Source organism: Promicromonospora sp. NPDC050249, from assembly GCF_040656015.1.
Taxonomy (GTDB): Bacteria; Actinomycetota; Actinomycetes; order Actinomycetales; family Cellulomonadaceae; genus Promicromonospora.
Genome location: NZ_JBFAKY010000001.1, coordinates 300,756 through 317,797, shown reverse-complemented (window position 1 = coordinate 317,797; position 17,042 = coordinate 300,756). Strand labels below are relative to the sequence as shown.

13 protein-coding genes and 1 riboswitch are annotated in these 17,042 nt (G+C 73.0%); of the genes, 6 read left to right on the top strand and 7 right to left on the bottom strand.

Features of this window, described 5'->3' with window-relative positions:
- Window positions 1-87: 87 nt before the first annotated feature.
- The gene (locus AB0I32_RS01410) at window positions 88-483 is read right to left on the bottom strand and encodes a MerR family transcriptional regulator (RefSeq protein ID WP_357502093.1); all 396 of its coding nucleotides are present in this window, start codon (window positions 481-483) and stop codon (window positions 88-90) included.
- A gap of 58 nt (window positions 484-541) precedes the next feature.
- Between AB0I32_RS01410 and AB0I32_RS01405 the strand changes: the two genes are divergently transcribed.
- Window positions 542-1,816, top strand: coding sequence for an MFS transporter (locus tag AB0I32_RS01405; protein ID WP_357502091.1), 1,275 nt, complete (start codon window positions 542-544; stop codon window positions 1,814-1,816).
- 68 nt (window positions 1,817-1,884) lie between these two features.
- On the opposite strand, the gene AB0I32_RS01400 is transcribed toward AB0I32_RS01405, so the two are convergent.
- Window positions 1,885-3,255, bottom strand: a complete 1,371-nt coding sequence (locus AB0I32_RS01400; RefSeq protein ID WP_357502088.1) for a hypothetical protein — start codon at window positions 3,253-3,255, stop codon at window positions 1,885-1,887.
- 129 nt (window positions 3,256-3,384) lie between these two features.
- Here AB0I32_RS01400 and AB0I32_RS01395 point away from each other — a divergent pair, with 129 nt between their 5' ends.
- Window positions 3,385-3,678: a hypothetical protein gene (locus AB0I32_RS01395; protein WP_357502086.1), complete on the top strand. Its 294-nt coding sequence runs from the start codon at window positions 3,385-3,387 to the stop codon at window positions 3,676-3,678.
- 22 nt (window positions 3,679-3,700) lie between these two features.
- On the opposite strand, the gene AB0I32_RS01390 is transcribed toward AB0I32_RS01395, so the two are convergent.
- Both AB0I32_RS01390 and AB0I32_RS01385 read right to left on the bottom strand, forming a co-directional pair.
- The gene (locus AB0I32_RS01390) at window positions 3,701-4,999 is read right to left on the bottom strand and encodes a DUF418 domain-containing protein (RefSeq protein ID WP_357502084.1); all 1,299 of its coding nucleotides are present in this window, start codon (window positions 4,997-4,999) and stop codon (window positions 3,701-3,703) included.
- A gap of 57 nt (window positions 5,000-5,056) precedes the next feature.
- Window positions 5,057-7,207 (bottom strand): SNF2-related protein, encoded by a 2,151-nt coding sequence (locus AB0I32_RS01385; protein ID WP_357502081.1) that lies wholly within the window; start codon window positions 7,205-7,207, stop codon window positions 5,057-5,059.
- A gap of 128 nt (window positions 7,208-7,335) precedes the next feature.
- Here AB0I32_RS01385 and AB0I32_RS01380 point away from each other — a divergent pair, with 128 nt between their 5' ends.
- A complete protein-coding gene (locus AB0I32_RS01380) occupies window positions 7,336-8,016 on the top strand; it encodes a hypothetical protein (protein WP_357502079.1) in 681 nt (226 codons plus the stop codon).
- Window positions 8,017-8,120: 104 nt separating this feature from the next.
- On the opposite strand, the gene AB0I32_RS01375 is transcribed toward AB0I32_RS01380, so the two are convergent.
- Complete coding sequence (locus AB0I32_RS01375; protein WP_357502077.1) at window positions 8,121-11,141, bottom strand: hypothetical protein; 3,021 nt, start codon at window positions 11,139-11,141, stop codon at window positions 8,121-8,123.
- Between the two features lie 149 nt (window positions 11,142-11,290).
- Here AB0I32_RS01375 and AB0I32_RS01370 point away from each other — a divergent pair, with 149 nt between their 5' ends.
- Window positions 11,291-13,090 (top strand): RyR domain-containing protein, encoded by a 1,800-nt coding sequence (locus AB0I32_RS01370; protein WP_357502075.1) that lies wholly within the window; start codon window positions 11,291-11,293, stop codon window positions 13,088-13,090.
- Between the two features lie 13 nt (window positions 13,091-13,103).
- Window positions 13,104-14,273 carry a 1-deoxy-D-xylulose-5-phosphate reductoisomerase gene (dxr, locus tag AB0I32_RS01365; protein WP_357502071.1) on the top strand — a complete coding sequence of 390 codons (1,170 nt, stop codon included), beginning with the start codon at window positions 13,104-13,106 and terminating at the stop codon, window positions 14,271-14,273.
- A 25-nt stretch (window positions 14,274-14,298) separates the two neighbouring features.
- Here dxr and thiD read toward each other — a convergent pair whose 3' ends face one another.
- Both thiD and AB0I32_RS01355 read right to left on the bottom strand, forming a co-directional pair.
- Complete coding sequence (gene thiD / locus AB0I32_RS01360; protein WP_357502069.1) at window positions 14,299-15,192, bottom strand: bifunctional hydroxymethylpyrimidine kinase/phosphomethylpyrimidine kinase; 894 nt, start codon at window positions 15,190-15,192, stop codon at window positions 14,299-14,301.
- Window positions 15,182-15,278, bottom strand: a riboswitch (TPP riboswitch). It overlaps the preceding gene by 11 nt.
- Window positions 15,279-15,286: 8 nt before the next feature.
- On the bottom strand, window positions 15,287-15,874 hold the full coding sequence (locus tag AB0I32_RS01355; RefSeq protein ID WP_357502067.1) for a TetR/AcrR family transcriptional regulator: 588 nt from the start codon (window positions 15,872-15,874) through the stop codon (window positions 15,287-15,289).
- 122 nt (window positions 15,875-15,996) lie between these two features.
- Here AB0I32_RS01355 and AB0I32_RS01350 point away from each other — a divergent pair, with 122 nt between their 5' ends.
- Window positions 15,997-17,025 (top strand): aldo/keto reductase, encoded by a 1,029-nt coding sequence (locus AB0I32_RS01350; protein WP_357502065.1) that lies wholly within the window; start codon window positions 15,997-15,999, stop codon window positions 17,023-17,025.
- Window positions 17,026-17,042: the final 17 nt, after the last annotated feature.

Here is a 17,042-nt window from a genome sequence, read left to right as displayed (position 1 = left end):
TGTTCCCCGTTTTTTCCCGCGCCGTCCGCTACCCCCCCGCCCACCCGGGGGGAGATCCGGACAGGCGCTCTACTTCGCGGAACTGATTCAGGAGGTCAGTACCGGTTCTGCTGCTTCGCGGAGCAGCACCTCGTTCTGGGTCGCCTTCAGGAACGAGCGGATCGAGTCCCGGCTCCGCGTGAGGCAGTCGATGCGCTCCTGGACACCGACCAGCTCCGTGGCCAGCTGTTCGGCCACCTCGCGCGGGCACGTCGGCTCGTCGCGGGCCGCGGCGAGCTCGGCGTCGAGCAGCACCTTGACCAGCCGCGTCGGGATGCCGGCCTGGACCAGGCCCGCCACGCGGGACACCCGCTCCACGTGGGCCTCGGTATAGGTGCGGTAGCCGTTCGGCGCGCGGTCCGCCTCGAGCAGGTCCTGCTGTTCGTAGTACCTGATCAGGCGGGTGCTCACGCCTGTCCGGGCGGCGAGCTCACCGATCTTCATGTTTGCCTCCGGGTAGGGCTTGACATTGACACCAGTGTCAAACTTTAGCGTTGCGGACATGGAGACAACAGGCACCGCACCAACCGTCCGGCCGGCCCTCGACGGCCCGCCGGACACGGGCATCCCGACCGGCCCCGCCGACGTCCTGCCCTGGCCGTCCCTGCTCGTGCTGGGCGCCGGGACGCTGCTCATGGTCACCGCCGAGATGCTGCCGACAGCCGTGCTGGAGCAGATGAGCACGGGCCTCGGTGTCGCCGAGTCGAGCACGGGCATGCTGGTCTCGGTCTGGGCGGCAGTCGTGGTCGTGCTCAGCTTCCCGCTGGTGCGGCTGACGCGCGGCAGGGACCGTCGCGCCGTGATCGCCGGCGGGCTGGCAGTGCTCGCGCTCTCGTCGGCCCTCACCGCCCTCGCGCCGACGTTCCAGCTGGCGGTCGGCGCGCGGATCCTGGGCGCGGCGGCCGTCGGGCTGCTGTGGGCCACCACGAACGCGCACGTCGCCGACCTGGTCCCCGACCGCCTGCTCGGGCGCGCCGTCGCCGTGGTGCTCGGCGGGGCGACCCTGGGGATGGTCGTGGGCACCCCGCTCGCCCGGCTCGTCGCCGACGCCGCCGGCTGGCGGGCCGCCTTCGGGGCTCTCGCGGTCCTCGGCGTCCTGGGGGCCGTCGCGGTCCGGCTGGTCGTCGCGCGTGCGGCGGTCCCGGCCGCCCCGGAGGTCCCGGAGGGCGCGACGGACGCGACGGCGGACGGTGCGGAGCCCGGCCAGGGCGCCCAGGCACCTCGACGCGGTGTGGACCGGCTGCTGTCGGTAACAGGGCTCGTGGCGCTGGTGCTGGTGGGCCACTACGGCGCGTACACCTACATCACGCGCCTGACGGAGGCGCCGGCCGAGGCGCTGCCCGGCGGGATGAGCGCGCTGCTGCTGGTCTTCGGGCTCGCCTCGGCGGTGGGAGTGGCCCTGGCAGGCCGGTTCGGTAACCGGACCGGGCCCGCCCTGGTCGTGAGCGTGGCCGCGACCGCGCTCACCGTGGCGGCGCTGAGCGTCGTCGACGTGCACCCTGCTGTGGGCATCGCCGTCGTCGTGACGTGGGGAGTCGTGTCGGGCGGCATGCCGCCCTTCGCCCAGACCCTGATCCTGCGGCTGGCCGGGCCGGAGCGGCGCTCGTTCGCCGGCGCACTGATCCCCGTCCTGTTCAACGGCGGGATCGCGGTCGGTGCCGCGCTCGCGTCACTCGTGGTGGCAGGCTCCGGGGTGACGGCGGTGCCGCTGCTGGCGGCACTGGTGGTCGCCGCGGCCGCTATCGGCCTGGCCCTGTCGCTGCGTCGCACCGCATGACGAGAACGGGATCGTGTTCGCGGGGGAGCACCCCGGCGAACACGATCCCGTTATCGGTGTCGCGGTCGTCAGCAGGTGGGGGCCGGCCGGCTCGAGGAGCTCGTGGAGACGTAGGCGTCCGAGACCCAGTTGTCCGGACCGATGCGGTTCCACAGGTCGGTGGTGCCGTAGGTCCCTGTGATGGTGGTGCCGCGGGCGGTGCACTCGATCACCACGTTCGCGTGGTTGCCGGCCTGTCCGACGGCGGCGTTGTCCGTGCCCGGTCCCGAGCGCACGGTGAGCGGGCCGCCCTTGGTCCTGACGACCCCCTTGGGTCCGGACCCGGTCCAGAGGTAGGTGACGGTCGTCCAGGCGTTGTCCGTGAGCCCGAGGGCGTCCCAGAACGTGCCGTCCCCGAGGTCGATACCCGCGGGGTTGGCGACCTGGCGGCCGAACCCGTCGCGTCCGTCGTTGTAGCTGTCCTGATAGGCGGCCTGCGCCTGGGGCCGACCCTTGGGCAGGTCGGACCAGGACTGACGCGTCTCGCCCTCGTTCCAGTAGTCGTCGGTCGTGTTCCACGGCCCGACGTCCCAGACCGGGGCGTACGCGCAGCGCCCGGTGCTCCCGGCGCAGACCCGCACCGAGTAGCTGCCCGAGTCCTTGGACGACAGCCCGCGCCGGGACGGCAGCGCGACGAAGTGGTCCCTCGAGGTGATGACGTGACCGTTCGCGGTGGTCCCGCCCACCAGGCCCTCGCGGGTGGCGAAGACCTTGTACGAGTCCTCGCCGCCCGCCGGCGCGGCCTCGCTCTCCGCCTCCTGCAGCGACTGCGACCGGTGGGCCTCGGGCGTGAGCGTCACCTCCCGGACGGCCGGGCCGGTGCCGCCCTCGCCGACGAGCGTGACGCGCGCCTGGACCGTCTCGGCGGGGGTGGGGAGCTGTGAGCCCGCCGGCACCCACTCCGTCCAGGAGTCGGGGCCCTGGTCGGTGAGCCGGCCGCGGACGTCGACCAGCACGGAGGTGCCTGCCGGGGCCGTGGCGTCGACGTCGGCGGTGATGACGCTCGCGGGGGAGTCGAGGACCGTCGGCTCCGCGACCAGCTGGCCCGACGCCTCCTGGCGCACGCTCCCGCCGTCGGCACTGCCGTCGTCCGTCCTGCCGTCGTCCGGCACAGTGGAGCTGCCCGACGTGCCGGTGGCGTCGAGGCGGAGCGCGCCGCCGGAGTGGCGCACCCCGGCGTCGTCGTCGGTGCGGGTGGCGAGGTCGACGGACCAGGCCTGGCCGACGGCGTCCGTACCCGAGCCGGCGCCGGGGGCGACCGTCGCGACGGCGGTCCCCGAGGCGATCAGGCCTGAGGTGACCAGGCCCGAGGCGATCAAGCCCGAGGTGATGACGACGGCGCAGGTCTTGGCGGTCAGCACCGCGGCACGGCGTCGGGTCCTGCGTACCTGGTTGAGCATGTGCTGAATGTAAGCGTCTTGGTATTTCACCCGCGCGGTGAAGCGGGAGAAAATCCTGGGCCGCCGTTCGTCGGCCGGTGCCCGAGCAGCCCGTGCGGTGGTGCGTGATCGGGGAAGTACCCCAGAGTGATGACGAGCAAGGAGAACGACGTGTCCGAGTTCCTGGCCGACAAGCCCGGCAAGTTCGACCTCGACGGCGACGGCATAGCCGACGTCGAGGTGGCCGACACCGACGGCGACGGCGTCGTCGACGCCCAGTTCGAGGACTACGACGCCGACGGCGTCCCCGACGTCGAGCTGCACGACACCGACGGTGACGGGCTGCCCGACGTCGTGGTGGAGACCGCCGGCGGGACGCAGACGATCTCCGTGGACACCGACGGCGACGGCGAGGACGACGCCGTCGACTCGTTCCCGGCCTGAGCCTGAGGGTTCAGCCCGCGGCTCAGGCCTCTGGCTGAACCGGCGCCGGACGCTGCGCCGGCCGGCCGTACACCAGCCGGCGCAGCGCCACCTCGGCCGGCCCGCGCCGTCCGGTGCGCTCCTGCCAGACGGCGAACACCACGGTCAGCGCCCAGACGCCCACGGCGAACAGCAGCATGCTCCACGAGCTGAGGTACTGGCCCAGCCCGAAGCCCCAGGCCGCCAGGATCGGCGCGCACAGCACCGACTGCAGCAGGTAGGACGTCAGCGACCGCTTGCCCACCGCCTGGACCGCGCCGGCGAACGGGCCGTCCGTGGTGAACAGGTTGTTCGACGGCGCGCCACTGCGGCGCAGGGCGACGCGGTGGCCGATCAGGCCGAACAGGGCGACGTAGCCCAGGCCGCCGAAGAAGCCGGTGAGGATCTGCACGGGCAGGAACACCCAGGCCGCGTGGTCGGGCACGGCGAGAACACCGACGTGGTCGAGCGCGGACGGCAGCGGGCCGAGCCAGCCGATGGCGATGCCGACCACTGACACCCGGCGCAGCAGCGGCAGGTGCTCACCCGGGTTCTCCAGGATGCGGCGCCGTCCGGCCCAGAAGGCGAGCAGCAGCATCATCGGGACGACGAGGAAGAGGAGCCCCTGGCCGACCGTCCCGAAGACCCAGAAGCCCAGACGCTCGACGATCGACGCCAGGTACGAGGTCGACGCCATCGACTCCGTGGACGGGCCGGTGGTGTCCGCGAGGATCGACTGCGCGATCGGGTCGTCCGCGGGGATCTGCGCGGTGAAGTACGAGCCGATCACGGCGAACACCGTGCCGATCGCCAGCAGACCGCCGAAGACCCAGGTCCACACGAGCAGCGTGCGGTCCTTGACCTCGAAGAACAGCCACACCATGAGCAGGCCGGCCAGGCCGTACGCGCCGAGCACGTCGCCCATCCAGAGCAGCGCCGCGTGCACGAACCCGAACGCGAGCAGGAGCCAGTTGCGCTTCTGCAGGAGCTTGCGGGCCGCTGCCTCCGACGTCCCGGAGGACACCTGGCGGTTGTAGAGCTGCATCATGCCGTAGCCGAATAGGAACGCGAACATGGGGTAGGTCCGCATGTCCACGAACACGATGATGAGGAAGTCGGCGACCTTGTCGAGGGCCGAGCCGTCGACGGGGTGCGACACCCAGGGGTTCGTCTCGCGGCCCCACAGGTAGTAGGGCGTGTTCGCGATGGCGATCAGCAGGAGCATGAAGCCGCGCGCGAGGTCGGGCGCGGGCGAACGCTCGGCGGCCTGGACAGGACCCCGGGTCAGGGCTGTGGTGGACATGGGTACATCTCAGCAGGCCGGAGGCCTGACCGCGAGCAAAAGAGGGAGTTCTCGAGCCTATGCCGCCGGCTCGGCCAGCCGGGCACGCTCCTCCTCGACGATGCGCCGCGCGAGCTCGGCATCGGCGACGTCGGTGGCCCCCGGTGCAACGGCCACCGTCGAGCGGCCGGCGTACTCCGCGAACAGCTCGGCCTTGGTGCCGAGGATCTCCAGGAGCCGCTCGTCCACGCTGTTCTCGATCAGCAGCCGGTGCACCTGCACGGTGCGGACCTGGCCCATCCGGTGCGCCCGTGCGATGGCCTGCGCCTCGACGGTCGGCTTGACCTGCGGCTCGCACAGGATCACCACCGAGGCGGCCTGGATGTTGAGCCCGACGCCGCCCGCCTCGATCTGGCTCACCAGCACCTTGGGCTCCGGCGCCGAGGTGAACTCGTCGACCAGCTCCTGCCGCCGACGGGCGGGCACGGAACCGGTGATGGGGCCGATGGCGAGCGGGCCGAGCTCGGTCAGCACGGTCTCGATCACGTCGCGGAAGAAGGAGAAGACGACGACCTTGCGGTTGTTGTCCATCGCCTCGGCGACGATCTCGCGCAGCCGCACGAGCTTCGCCGTCGGCTCGGGGGCCTGGACGAACGCCGCCCGGCGCATGTCGGCGAACGAACGCTTCAGCACCGCCCGCCGGTAGGCGGCGCCGTCGTGCTTGCCGAACCGCTCCCACTCGTCCACCTGGACCAGCTCGGGCAGCTCGGTGAGCACGTCCTCCTGGTTGCGCCGCAGGTACACCGTGGAGACCGACCGGCGGAACGCCGCGGCGCCCGCCAGGCCTGCCGCCGGGTCGATCGAGTCGGCGACGTCGGGCTTGAGGTACCGCACGAGGCTGCGGAACTCGTCGACGGTGTTCTCCATGGGTGTGCCCGACATGAACAGCACACGCTCAGCGGCGGCGGACCACGCCGCCGTCCGCTCCGAGCGCTGCGCGGCGGGGTTCTTCACGTAGTGCGCCTCGTCCACCACGAGCAGCGCGGGCCGGGGCAGGCCTGCGGCGCGCAGGTGCCCGAGCTGCGGGAAGGTGACGATGCCGACCCCGCCGTCGGCGATCCAGTCGCGGATGCCGGCGTCGCGTTCGTCGCCCTGCAGCACGCGGACCGCGAGACGGGAGTGGGCGGCGACCTCGCGGGCCCAGTTCGCCGCGACGCTCGCCGGGCAGATCACGAGGAAGTGCCGGCGCCCGCGGGCGGCCAGGTGCGCCGTCACGGCGATGGCCTGGACCGTCTTGCCGAGCCCCATCTCGTCACCGAGGATCGTGCGCCGCTGCACCAGCGCGTACCGCGCGCCGAACGCCTGGTACCCGCGCAGGGAGACGGTCAGCAGCGAGGTGTCCAGGTCCTGGGCCGAGACCTGTTCGACGACGTCCTCGGGCAGGTAGCCCTCGGACGCCTCCACGTCGACGCCGAGGTCGACGAGCTCGCCCAGCGCCGTGTAGTACGCGGCGGCGCGGGCCTCGTAGTCGCGCCAGACCTCCGCGTCCGACGTGCCCGTCAGCGTGCGGTCCAGCCGGCGCAGGGCATCGGTGACGCCCGAGTCGTCGAGCCCGTCCACCGTCTCGCGGAGCGCGGTCAGGGCGGTCTCGGCCGCGGCGGTGCGCTCGCGGCCGGCGAAGAACCGCTTGACGAGAGTGCCGCGCAGGGCACCCACCTCGGCCAGGCGGGCCAGCCGCGGGACGTCGACGTCGAGCCGCTCGCCCCAGGCGTCGAAGAACCGGGCGACCTGCTCGTGCGTGTGCAGCGCACGCACCAGGTCGGTCGCGAGCGGGTCGGCGGGGTTCGCCTCGATCCGGAAGGTGAGCGCGTCGTCGACGGCGTCGAAGATCTGCTGGGCGGCCTCGCGCAGCAGCCGTGCGGTCTTGGGCCCGACGCCGGCGATCGCGTCGAGCTCCTCGTCGTCGGCACGCAGCACCTGGGCCACAGTCCGGAACCCTGCCGCCTCGACGAGTCCCACGCGCACGCGTCCGGTGCTCACCTCGCGGATCCGCTCGACGGGTACCTCCGCGAGCTCCGCCAGCACCCGGTCCTCCCGGGCGGCGCGGTACGCGACGCGCACCCGTTCGGGAGCCGCACCGCGCTCGGTCAGCGTGTCCGCGCCCAGGGCGTGCCGGGTGCCGGCCTCCTCGAGCAGCTCGCGGGAAGCAGCGCGTGACCAGGTCTCCATGGCGGCTGACGGTACTGGGTGCGTGCCGCTGCGAGGTACTCGCACACGCCGTCGTGCCGCGTTGCGGTTCATACCGGGACTGAACGCCCGTTCTGGTAGTTTCGTCGCACCGTGGACAGGAGGAACGAGTGAGCACGGAAGCACTGCCGCAGCAGGCACAGGCGGCGCAGGTCACCGCAGCAGGGGAGACGACGGCCGAGGTGACGCCGCAGGTGGCGCCGGTCGCTGTCGAGAGTGGTATCGAGAGTGGCAACGCCCCGGCGCAGGTCGCGGGATCTGAGCAGGCACCGGAGCAGGTCAAGGCCCCGGAGCAGGACGAGGCACCGGAGCGCGAGGAGAACCTCGAGACGCGCACGGCCGCCAGGCTGCACGATCTGGTGGTCTCGGGCGCGGAGAAGCTGCCCGGCGAGGCCGGCAGCACCGTGTCGAAGATCGCCGTGGCGCTGCTGTCGTTCGGCAGCCAGGCCGCGGCGAAGGAGCAGGACAAGCCGACGACGAAGCTCGTCGGCGAGGCCGTCCAGCTGTACAAGAGCCTGGACGACGACGACCCGACCAAGCAGCGCGCGGTGCTCGAGCACGCGCTGGAGACGTTCACGACGTCGACGATCGGTGGCAAGGAGCGCTCGCAGGTGCTGGAGGTCGCCGAGGAGGCGATGAACCTGTGGGGCAAGCTGCGCGGGACGTCCTCTGACCTCGCGAAGTCGGACGCCGCCGCCTCCATGCGCTCGCTCACCAGCGTGCTGCGCAAGGAAGGCCGCGACGAAGAGGCGGACGAGACGGAGACCGAGGCGAGACGCCTCGAGTCCTGACCTCCGACCCCGCCGGGGAGCATGCCGAAGTAGAGCGCCTGTCCGAGTCTCCCTCGGTTACCACGGGAGGCTCGGACAGGCGCTCTACTTCGGCCTGCTCCCGGTCAGGTGGAGCAGGCCGGGGTGTCCCCCAGGGTGACGCCTTCTGGCATGTCGTCCGCCGTGGGGGCTCGGCCCGCCATGGCGCACGCCCGGGCGATCATCTGGTCGTCCGAGAAGGTCCAGCCGGTCGTGACACCGTGGTCCTGGACCACGAGGAGCTGCCCGTCGGCCGCGTGCACGGCACCCGGCGCCACGTCGCCGCCGGGGGAGTAGAGCCGGGTCGCGAGCTCGCCGACCTTCTGGCCGGTCCCGATGTCGAAGAACGCCAGGGCCGGGCCCTGGTTCCGGGCCACCAGGTCCGGACCGGGCAGCACCGCCATGACGTCGCCGTAGGTGCCCGCCAGGTCAAGTCCCTTCGGCTCGTCCGGCCCGTCGACGGTACGCAGGCGCACGGTCGAGTCCAGGCCGAGCGTGACGAGCTGGTCCGGCAGGGACGTGTCCTCGGCGCTGCTGCGCGCCCCGATCATGTGCACCTGCACGACGCTGCTGCCGCGTACCGTCCAGACGCCGGTCTCACCCCGGGCCGCGGCCCCCAGGTCGGCGACCCGTAGCGAGAAGTCGCGGGGCGCGACGGCGACCTGGCTCCCGTCGTCGGCCACGGCGACCCGGCCGGGCTCCGCCCACTCCGACCCGAGCCGCGGGGTGTCGCCCAGCGGGCCGGGCGCGTGCACGGCCCGCTCCTCGAGCCCGGCGTCCAGCAGGTGGAGCCCCGAGCACGCGTCCACCAGCAGGACGTCGTCCCGCGTGCGCTGGGCACTGACGATCGTGGCGCAGGCGGAGCCGTCCTGGCCGAGGCCGGGCCCGACGAGGTCGCGGAAGCCTGGCTCGTGCCCCGCCGCGGTCCCGCCATCGGTCCGGTAGGCGTTGCCGTCCGGGGTGATCAGCAGGAGCCGGTCCCGGTCCAGCCAGACGGGGAGCAGCGGCCGCCCCACGTCCTTGCTGTCGGCGGGCAGGTCCACCGTGCCGAGGCCGTGGATCGTGACCGTCCCGTCCGACCAGGACACGGCGGTGCTCGCCTCCTGCGTCGACTCGTCCCGGTAGGTGGCAAGGACCGCCGTCGGCCCCGGGCTCGGCGGGCCCGATTCTCGGGGAACGGTGGCAGCACCCGCAGCGCCCGGCAGCGGGACGTCCCCGTGCGTGCCTGCGGTGCTCCACAGGGCGATACGGCCGTCCGACGCCGCCGCGACGCGGTCGATGCCGACCAGGACGGGCGGGCCGGTGTGCCGGATCCCCGACAGGTGCCAGGTACGGTGCACGGCGGCGCCGCCGGAGATCTCGCAGGCGACCAGCCCGTCGTCGGTGGCGACCAGCGCGCGCGTGGTGGCGTCGTCGATGGCCACGATCTCCGGGTTCGTCCAGGCGCGCGGGACCGGGCAGTCCGCGGTGCGGACGGAGCCGTCGGCCCAGTGGTGCACCGTCACCGTCGTGCTGTCGGGTTCGGCGCCCAGGGTCGCCCAGTCGGTGAGCGACGGCGACGGGACGGCGCCTTCCGGCAGGTCGACCGGCTCCGGCCTGGCCAGGTCCAGCGAGTCGAGGCTGCGGATCTCGAGCGTGCCCGCCGCGGCGTCCGCCACGGCCACCGTGCGGCTGGAGCCGACCGCGAGCGACGTGACCGCCAGGTCCGTGTCCACCTTGCTGCGGAACGCGAGGCGCTGCTCGGGGGGTCGCTCCGCGCCGTCGTCGGACTCCAGGAGCGCCAGGTCCCGGCCAGCGAGGCCGATGCTGCCGATCCGGTTCCGTCCCGTCACGTCGTCGTGCCACGCGACGAGCAGCGTGTCGCCCTCCGGCGTGACCGCGACCGCCGTCGCGCCCGGCAGGTCGAGGTGCGTCTGCCGGCTGGTGCCGCCCTCCGGAAGCTGCCCGAACCTGCCGACGGTCACGCCGAGATCGTCCACCGCGGCGACCACCGTGCCGTCGGCGCTCCCGGCCACCACCGACCCCGCCCGCCCGGGTCCGGCGACCGTGCCGAACGGGGTGCGGTCACCGCGCAGGACCTCGGGCGCGCCCTCGTCGGGATTCCACCGCACCAGGTCACCCGTGTCGGTCCGCCCGACGACGCCGCTGCCGGTCGGGGCGATGTCGGCGAGCTCGGTCTCCTCGGGTACGTCCACGGTGCGCAGCAGGTAGGGGTCAGCGGGCTCGTTGGCCGTGACCGCGTTGAACAGGGCGGTACGGGTCTGCCCGTCCCGCAGCCGGCGGACCGCCTCGACCGCCAGGAGCTGCGCCGTCGCCGGGTCGTCCTGGTGCACCACGTGCGACGTCGCGCCGAGCAGGTGCGCGGCGTTCGCGTTCACCGCCTCGTTCGCCCGGTTCGCCTCCCACAGGGCGTACCCGAACGCGGTGCCGGCCGCGATCAGCAGCACCACGAGGGCTGCGATCGTGAGGCGGCTCCACAGGCCGGCCGAGCTCTGGCGGGCGATGTGGGCGCTGAGGATCTCCTCGGTGCTGACGTCGGGGCCGCGCAGCGGGGCGACGAGCTCGGCGAGCGCAGTCGCCCGGTCCGGATGGTGCCGCCAGAACCGGCGCCGCTGGCGCAGCCGGGTCAGGTCGGTCCACTTGGGCTCGTGGTCGATCCGCTCGACCAGCGGGGCGGGCAGAGCGGTGGTGCTGATGGCGTCGATCTCGTTCGCCTTCTGGTCCCAGACGATCCTGCCGCTGGTCAGCGCGACCAGGAGAGTCTCGGGCCCGCGGTGGTCCAGCCACCACGCCACCTCCTTGGCCACGAAGTGGGAGCTGGCCGCACCCTCCGAGGCGAACAGGATGAGGTAGTCGGAGTGCTCGAGCTTTCGCTCGATGGAGTCCCACAGGCTCGGGTTGTTGGCCAGCCCGGTCCGGTCCAGAAAGATGTTCAGGTGGGGGACGTCGTCGCGCCTGTCGAAGTCGAGCAGCTGAGCGTGGAAGGCCGGGGCGAACTCGCCGTCGGAGTCGCGGCTGTAGGACAGGAAGGCGTCGTACCGGTCGGTGCGCGGCGCGACGGCCGCTCGGGCAGTGGGCAGCAGGCCGCGCACTCTCCGGTCGGTCATCCTTGCCCCCTGCTTGTCCTCGGCGAATGTCGCGGACCGGAGAGAAATGTATTCCCGGTGTGTAATGTCGCCGCTGGTCATGACGCTAGCGACCTTTAGCCTGAAATGCACCGTTAGGTGTGCTGGCGGGTCGACGAGAGGGGCACGAGATGGCGGCACCGGAGCTCGTGATTCCCCGCGGCGGGCCGCGCCGGCTGCGCGTGCGCCGGTCGTGGGTGCGTGCGGGCTTCACCGCGCTGTTCGGCGTGGCCTTCGTACTGGGCCTGTGGGGCTTCTCCCTCTACCGGACCTCTCCTGACTTCGTCTGGGGCACCACCGGGTGGGACGTCGTCTACTACTCCGTCCAGCTCTTCGTGCTCGGCGCGGAGGCCACGAACGACGGCGGCGACCTGCCCTGGCAGCTCCAGGCCGCACGGTTCCTCGCCCCGGTCGCCACCGGCTACGCCGTGTTCGAGGCGGTGCGCTCCCTGTTCGCCGACCAGATCGCGGCGATGCGCACCCGCCGGATGCGGGGGCACGCGGTGGTCGTCGGGCGCACGCCGGTCGCCGACCTCATCGCCGAGGCGCTCGCGGCCCGGGGTGCGCCCGTCGCGCGGACCGCCACGGGGGACGCAGCGTCGCTGCGCAACGCAGGTATCTCCGGCGCCGCGGTGCTCTACGCGTGCGAGGGCGAGGACGACGAGCCCGGCGTCAACGTGCTCACGGTGGCGGTGGCCAACCGCGCCGAGCGGGATCCCGCCCTGCCGGGCCTTCGGCTGAACGCGCACGTCAGCGACCCCGAGCTCGCGCTCGCGCTGCAGGCCCGCCACCTGAGCCATCCGCAGCCGGGCGTGGACTTCTTCACGCTGGGCGAGCTCGTCGCCCGGTCCCTGGCCCGGCGCGACCAGACGGTCGCCCGCGGCGCGGCTCCGCACATCTCGGTGGTCGGGCACGGCACGTTCGGCAGGGCGCTCGTCGTCGCGTTCGCACGGCTGCGGAGCGTCGAGATCGCGTCCGGCGGCGAACCGCTCACGGTGACCCTTGTCGGTCCCGGTGCGCGCGCCGCGGCGCAGGCGTTGCGGGCGCGCTGGCCCAGCGTCCGGGCGGCCTGCCGGCTCGTCCCGGTCGAGACGTTCGCCGAGGTACGCGCGATCGGCACGCCCCAGCGGGTCTACGTGTGCCACGACGACGACGGGGACGCGCTCCGGCACGCGCTGCGGGACAGCGACCTCTGGCGTGCCGGCGAGGGCGCCGTCGTGCTCCGCCTCAACCGCCTTGCGGGCCTCGGCGGCCTGTTCGGCACGCATGACGGCGCGATCCTCGACGACCTCGGCGGGCGGCTCGACGTCGTCGAACCGGGCACGCTGCTGCGCAGGGCGACGGCGCCCGGCGCGCTGGTGCACGACGACGTCTACGACCTGATGGCTGTCTCCGCCCACCTGACCTACCTGCGCAACCAGCGCTCACGCGGTGTGGCCTGGGAGAGCACCCCGGCGATGGTCTCGTGGGTCGACCTTTCCGACGACCTCCGGGCCGCGAACCGCGCCCAGGTGCGCGCCATCCCGGACCGGCTCCGCCAGATGGGGTGCACCGTCGCGCCCGCCGGCGACGGCGAGCACGGCCGGATCCCCGAACCCGTGGTCGACGCCCGCGCCGTCGACGAGCACGAGCGGTGGATGGCGGAGAAGACCGCCGCGGGCTGGACCTACGGGCCGCAGCGGGACGACGCCCGGCGCCTGCACCCGGACCTGCGCCCCTGGGACGAGCTGTCGGAGGCGGACCGCGAGAAGGACCGCGCCGCCATCCGCGCGATCCCGGTGATCCTCGCGGACTTCGGCCTCCATGTGGTCCCGCTCGCCGACGACGCCGGCTGGGAGGCCGCCGGCGAGCCCGTCCCCGACCCCCGCGGCGTGGTCAAGGGCTGGCGGATGTTCGGCCGCGGCCGTGCCGAGCAGCCCGGCGAGGGCTGAGAGTATGTGCACCATGCGAAGCGTCACCCTCCTCGGTTCCACCGGCTCCATCGGCACGCAGGCCATCGACGTCATCGGGCGCAACCCCGAGCGGTTCCGCGTGGACGCGCTGTCAGCAGGCGGCTCCGACCTGCCGCTCCTGGCGCGGCAGGCCGCGTCGCTCGGCGTGCGCGCCGTCGCGGTGGCCGACGACGCCGCACGCCCCGCGCTGACCACCCTCCTCGCCGAGGCCGGCGCCGACCGCGTCGAGGTGCTCGCCGGGCAGGGCGCCGCGACCGAGCTGGCCGGCCGGGGGAGCGACGTCGTGCTCAACGGCATCACCGGATCCGTTGGCCTGCGCCCCACCCTCGCCGCGCTCGCCGCCGGCTCGACGCTGGCGCTCGCGAACAAGGAGTCGCTGGTGGTCGGCGGCGCGCTGGTCAAGGCTGCGGTGCGGCGCGAGGGCCAGATCGTGCCGGTGGACTCCGAGCACTCCGCCATCGCGCAGTCGCTGCGCTCTGGTGCGTCGTCGGAGGTCCGCAAGCTCGTCGTGACCGCGAGCGGCGGGCCGTTCCGCGGCCGCTCACGCGCCGAGCTGCGCGACGTCACGCCCGCGCAGGCTCTGCGGCACCCCAACTTCTCGATGGGTCGCATGGTCACCACCAACTCCGCGACGCTGGTGAACAAGGGCCTCGAGGTGATCGAGGCGCACCTGCTGTTCGACCTGCCGTTCGGCGCGATCGACGTCGTGGTGCACCCGCAGCAGATGATCCACTCGATGGTCGAGTTCGCCGACGGCTCCACCATCGCCCAGGCCGGTCCGCCGCGGATGCTCGTGCCGATCGCGCTGGGCCTGTCCTGGCCCGACCGCCTGCCGGACGTCGACGTGCCCATCGACTGGACCAAGGCGTCCACCTGGGAGTTCGCCCCCCTGGACGACGACGCCTTCCCCGCCGTCCGCCTCGCCCGGCAGGTCGGCGAGGCCGGTGGCACGCACCCGGCCGTCTACAACGCGGCGAACGAGGTGTGCGTCGACGCGTTCCACGACGGCGCCATCGGCTTCCTGGACATCGTCGACACGGTGGCCGCGGTGGTGGAGGCGCACGCCACGACGGACGCCGGCGACGCGGGTTCGGTCGAGGGCGTCCTGGAGGCCGACGCCTGGGCCCGCGCCCGCGCGGCGGAGCTCCTCAAGTCGGCCTGACGTCCTCGGTGGATCGACGGACCCGTCAGCCGAGGGTGCGGGTGCCGAAGCCGTGGTCGACCGGGCCATGGCCGGGCCAGGGGCCCGGCGCCGTGCCCGTGCCGCCGATGACCAGGTCGTCCGCGGCGCGCAGGGCTTCCGTCAGGTAGTTCTTCGCCTCGCGTACGGCGGGCTCCCACTCGTCGTGCCGGGGGCGCAGGACCGCGCACGCCGAGCTGAGCGTGCAGCCCGTCCCGTGCGTGCTCCGCGTGGGAATCCGGGGGGCGGTCAGGGCGACGACGCCGTCCGGACCTGCGAGGTGGTCGACCGACTCCGCCGAGTCCAGGTGCCCGCCCTTGACCAGGGCGAACCGCGTCCCGAGCTTGAGCAGCGCGCGCGCCTGGTCGGCCGCCTCGCGATCGTCCCTGGCCTGTTCGGCGCCGAGCAGCACCGCCGCCTCCGGCAGGTTCGGCGTGACCAGGTCGGCCAGCGGCAGCAGCTCGTCGCGCAGCACGGCTTCGGCGTCGGGCGCGAGCAGCCGGTGGCCCGACGTCGAGACCATCACCGGGTCGAGCACCACGTAGGGCGCGCGCCCGGCGGTCCGCAGCTGCCGCAGCGCCGCTGCGACGGCCCGGGCGACGGCGGCGTCCGTCGTCATGCCGATCTTCACGGCGTCCACCGCGACGTCGGCGAACAGCGTCTCCAGCTGCGCGGTCACCATGTCGGCGGGCACGGGCAGCACCCTCGTCACGCCCGTCGTGGACTGGGCGGTCAGCCCGGTGAGCACCGCGCAGCCGTACCCGCCGAGCGCGGCGAAGGTCTTCAGGTCGGCCTGGATCCCCGCGCCGCCGGAGGGATCCGAGCCGGCGATCGTCAGCGCGACGGCGGGGTGTCCGGGCGGGCGGGTGCGCGCGGCGGAGTTGGGCAGGAGTGAGCCCATGAGGCGTCCCTTCGCTAGAACTACCTAGATCAGGTTCCACGGGTGCATCTCAGCCGGGCAGGTACCCGGCGCCCCGCGCCATTTCGGGCCCACCCTACCGAGCGGTCTGTCCGGCTCTGTACCGCAACCCGTCCACGAGCAGGTCGATCATGCGCCGGCCGTGCTCCGGCTCCTCGTCGCCCATGGGCAGGTTCAGCTTGGACACGGCGTACAGGAGGTCCCGAGGGCTGACGACGGCGCGGATCGCTCCCGCCTCGACAGCGGCGTCGAGCAGGGAGCCCAGGGCTGGGCCGAGCCGGCCGAGGAAGTACTCGGGCAGCGCGTCGAAGGCCGGGTCGCCCGAGTGCAGGGCCGAGGCGAGGCCCCGCTTGGTCGCGAGGAACTCCGTGTACCGGTGCAGCCACTTCTCCAGGGCGTCGACCGGTCCGTGCTCGGCGGCCAGCGCGGAAGCGGCGTCGGCGGTGGCGTCGACCTCGTGCTGGAACACGGCCTTGACCAGGTCCGAGCGCTTGGGGAAGTGCCGGTACAGCGTGCCGACGCCGACCCCGGCCAGGTCGGCGATCTCCTTAGCGGGCGCGTCCACGCCGGACGTGCCGAAGGCCGACTTCGCGGCGTCGAGCAGCGAATCGATGTTGCGTTGCGCGTCGGCGCGCAGCGGCCGCGGCGCTGTGTTCTGGGTCACTCCACTCCATCCCTTGCTATCCGGAACGCCTTTCCATATAGTTCTGGAAGAGCGTTCCGCTTAGTCCAAGAGTATGACATCGCCGGGGCGCTCACCAGACCTCTCGACCCCAGGAGGGCCCCATGCAGTACCGCAACCTCGGCCGGACCGGTATCAAGGTCAGCCCCTACGCACTCGGCGCGATGATGTTCGGCGCAGTCGGCAACCCCGACCACGAGGAGTCGATCAAGATCATCCACAAGGCCCTCGACTCCGGCATCAACTTCGTCGACACCGCCGACGCCTACTCGCACGGGGAGTCCGAGGAGATAGTGGGCAAGGCGCTCAAGGGGCGGCGCGACGACGTCGTGCTCGCCACCAAGGTGCACCTGCCCATGAGCGACGACCCCAACCACCGCGGCAACTCCCGCCGCTGGATCATCGCCGAGGTCGAGAACTCGCTGCGCCGCCTGGGCACCGACTACATCGACCTCTACCAGATCCACCGCCCCGACCCCGAGACCGACGTCGAGGACACGCTGGCGGCGCTGACCTACCTGATCAACTCCGGCAAGGTGCGGGCCATCGGCTCGTCGGCGATGCCCGCCGCGGAGATCGTCCAGGCCCAGTGGGTGGCAGAACGGCGCGGCCTGGAACGCTTCAGGGCCGAGCAGCCGCCGTACTCCATCCTGAACCGGGGGATCGAGCGCGACGTCCTGCCGGTCGCCCAGCAGTACGGCATGGGCACCCTGGTCTGGAGCCCGCTCGCGGGAGGCCTCCTCACCGGCCGGTACCGCAAGGGCCAGGAGAACGACACCCACCGGGCGCGGTTCGGGCTCGAGCACCTGCGCGACGAGCAGCGGCTCGACGTCGTCGAGCAGCTCGTGCCCGTGGCTCAGGACGCCGGCATCCCGCTGAACCATCTGGCGATGGCGTTCACGATCGCCCACCCGGGCGTCACCTCCGCGATCATCGGCCCGCGCACCATGGAGCACCTGGACAGCGCGCTCGCCGGCGCCGAGGTGGTCCTGAGCGACGAGATCCTGGACCGGATCGACGCGATAGTGCCGCCAGGGACCGACGTCGGACGCCTCGACATGGCCTACGACCCGCCCGCCATCCAGCAGCCGCTCCTGCGCCGTCGTCCCGCGGAGCAGCGCGCGGCCGCCTGAGGCGCCCAACGACCGAT

Excerpts from the sequence above, each read along its gene's own strand:
- AB0I32_RS01410 (WP_357502093.1), bottom strand. The coding sequence starts at position 483 with ATGAAGATCGGTGAGCTCGCCGCCCGGACAGGCGTGAGCACCCGCCTG.
- AB0I32_RS01405 (WP_357502091.1), top strand. The coding sequence starts at position 542 with ATGGAGACAACAGGCACCGCACCAACCGTCCGGCCGGCCCTCGACGGC.
- AB0I32_RS01400 (WP_357502088.1), bottom strand. The coding sequence starts at position 3,255 with ATGCTCAACCAGGTACGCAGGACCCGACGCCGTGCCGCGGTGCTGACC.
- AB0I32_RS01395 (WP_357502086.1), top strand. The coding sequence starts at position 3,385 with ATGACGAGCAAGGAGAACGACGTGTCCGAGTTCCTGGCCGACAAGCCC.
- AB0I32_RS01390 (WP_357502084.1), bottom strand. The coding sequence starts at position 4,999 with ATGTCCACCACAGCCCTGACCCGGGGTCCTGTCCAGGCCGCCGAGCGT.
- AB0I32_RS01385 (WP_357502081.1), bottom strand. The coding sequence starts at position 7,207 with ATGGAGACCTGGTCACGCGCTGCTTCCCGCGAGCTGCTCGAGGAGGCC.
- AB0I32_RS01375 (WP_357502077.1), bottom strand. The coding sequence starts at position 11,141 with ATGACCGACCGGAGAGTGCGCGGCCTGCTGCCCACTGCCCGAGCGGCC.
- AB0I32_RS01370 (WP_357502075.1), top strand. The coding sequence starts at position 11,291 with ATGGCGGCACCGGAGCTCGTGATTCCCCGCGGCGGGCCGCGCCGGCTG.
- dxr (WP_357502071.1), top strand. The coding sequence starts at position 13,104 with ATGCGAAGCGTCACCCTCCTCGGTTCCACCGGCTCCATCGGCACGCAG.
- thiD (WP_357502069.1), bottom strand. The coding sequence starts at position 15,192 with ATGGGCTCACTCCTGCCCAACTCCGCCGCGCGCACCCGCCCGCCCGGA.
- AB0I32_RS01350 (WP_357502065.1), top strand. The coding sequence starts at position 15,997 with ATGCAGTACCGCAACCTCGGCCGGACCGGTATCAAGGTCAGCCCCTAC.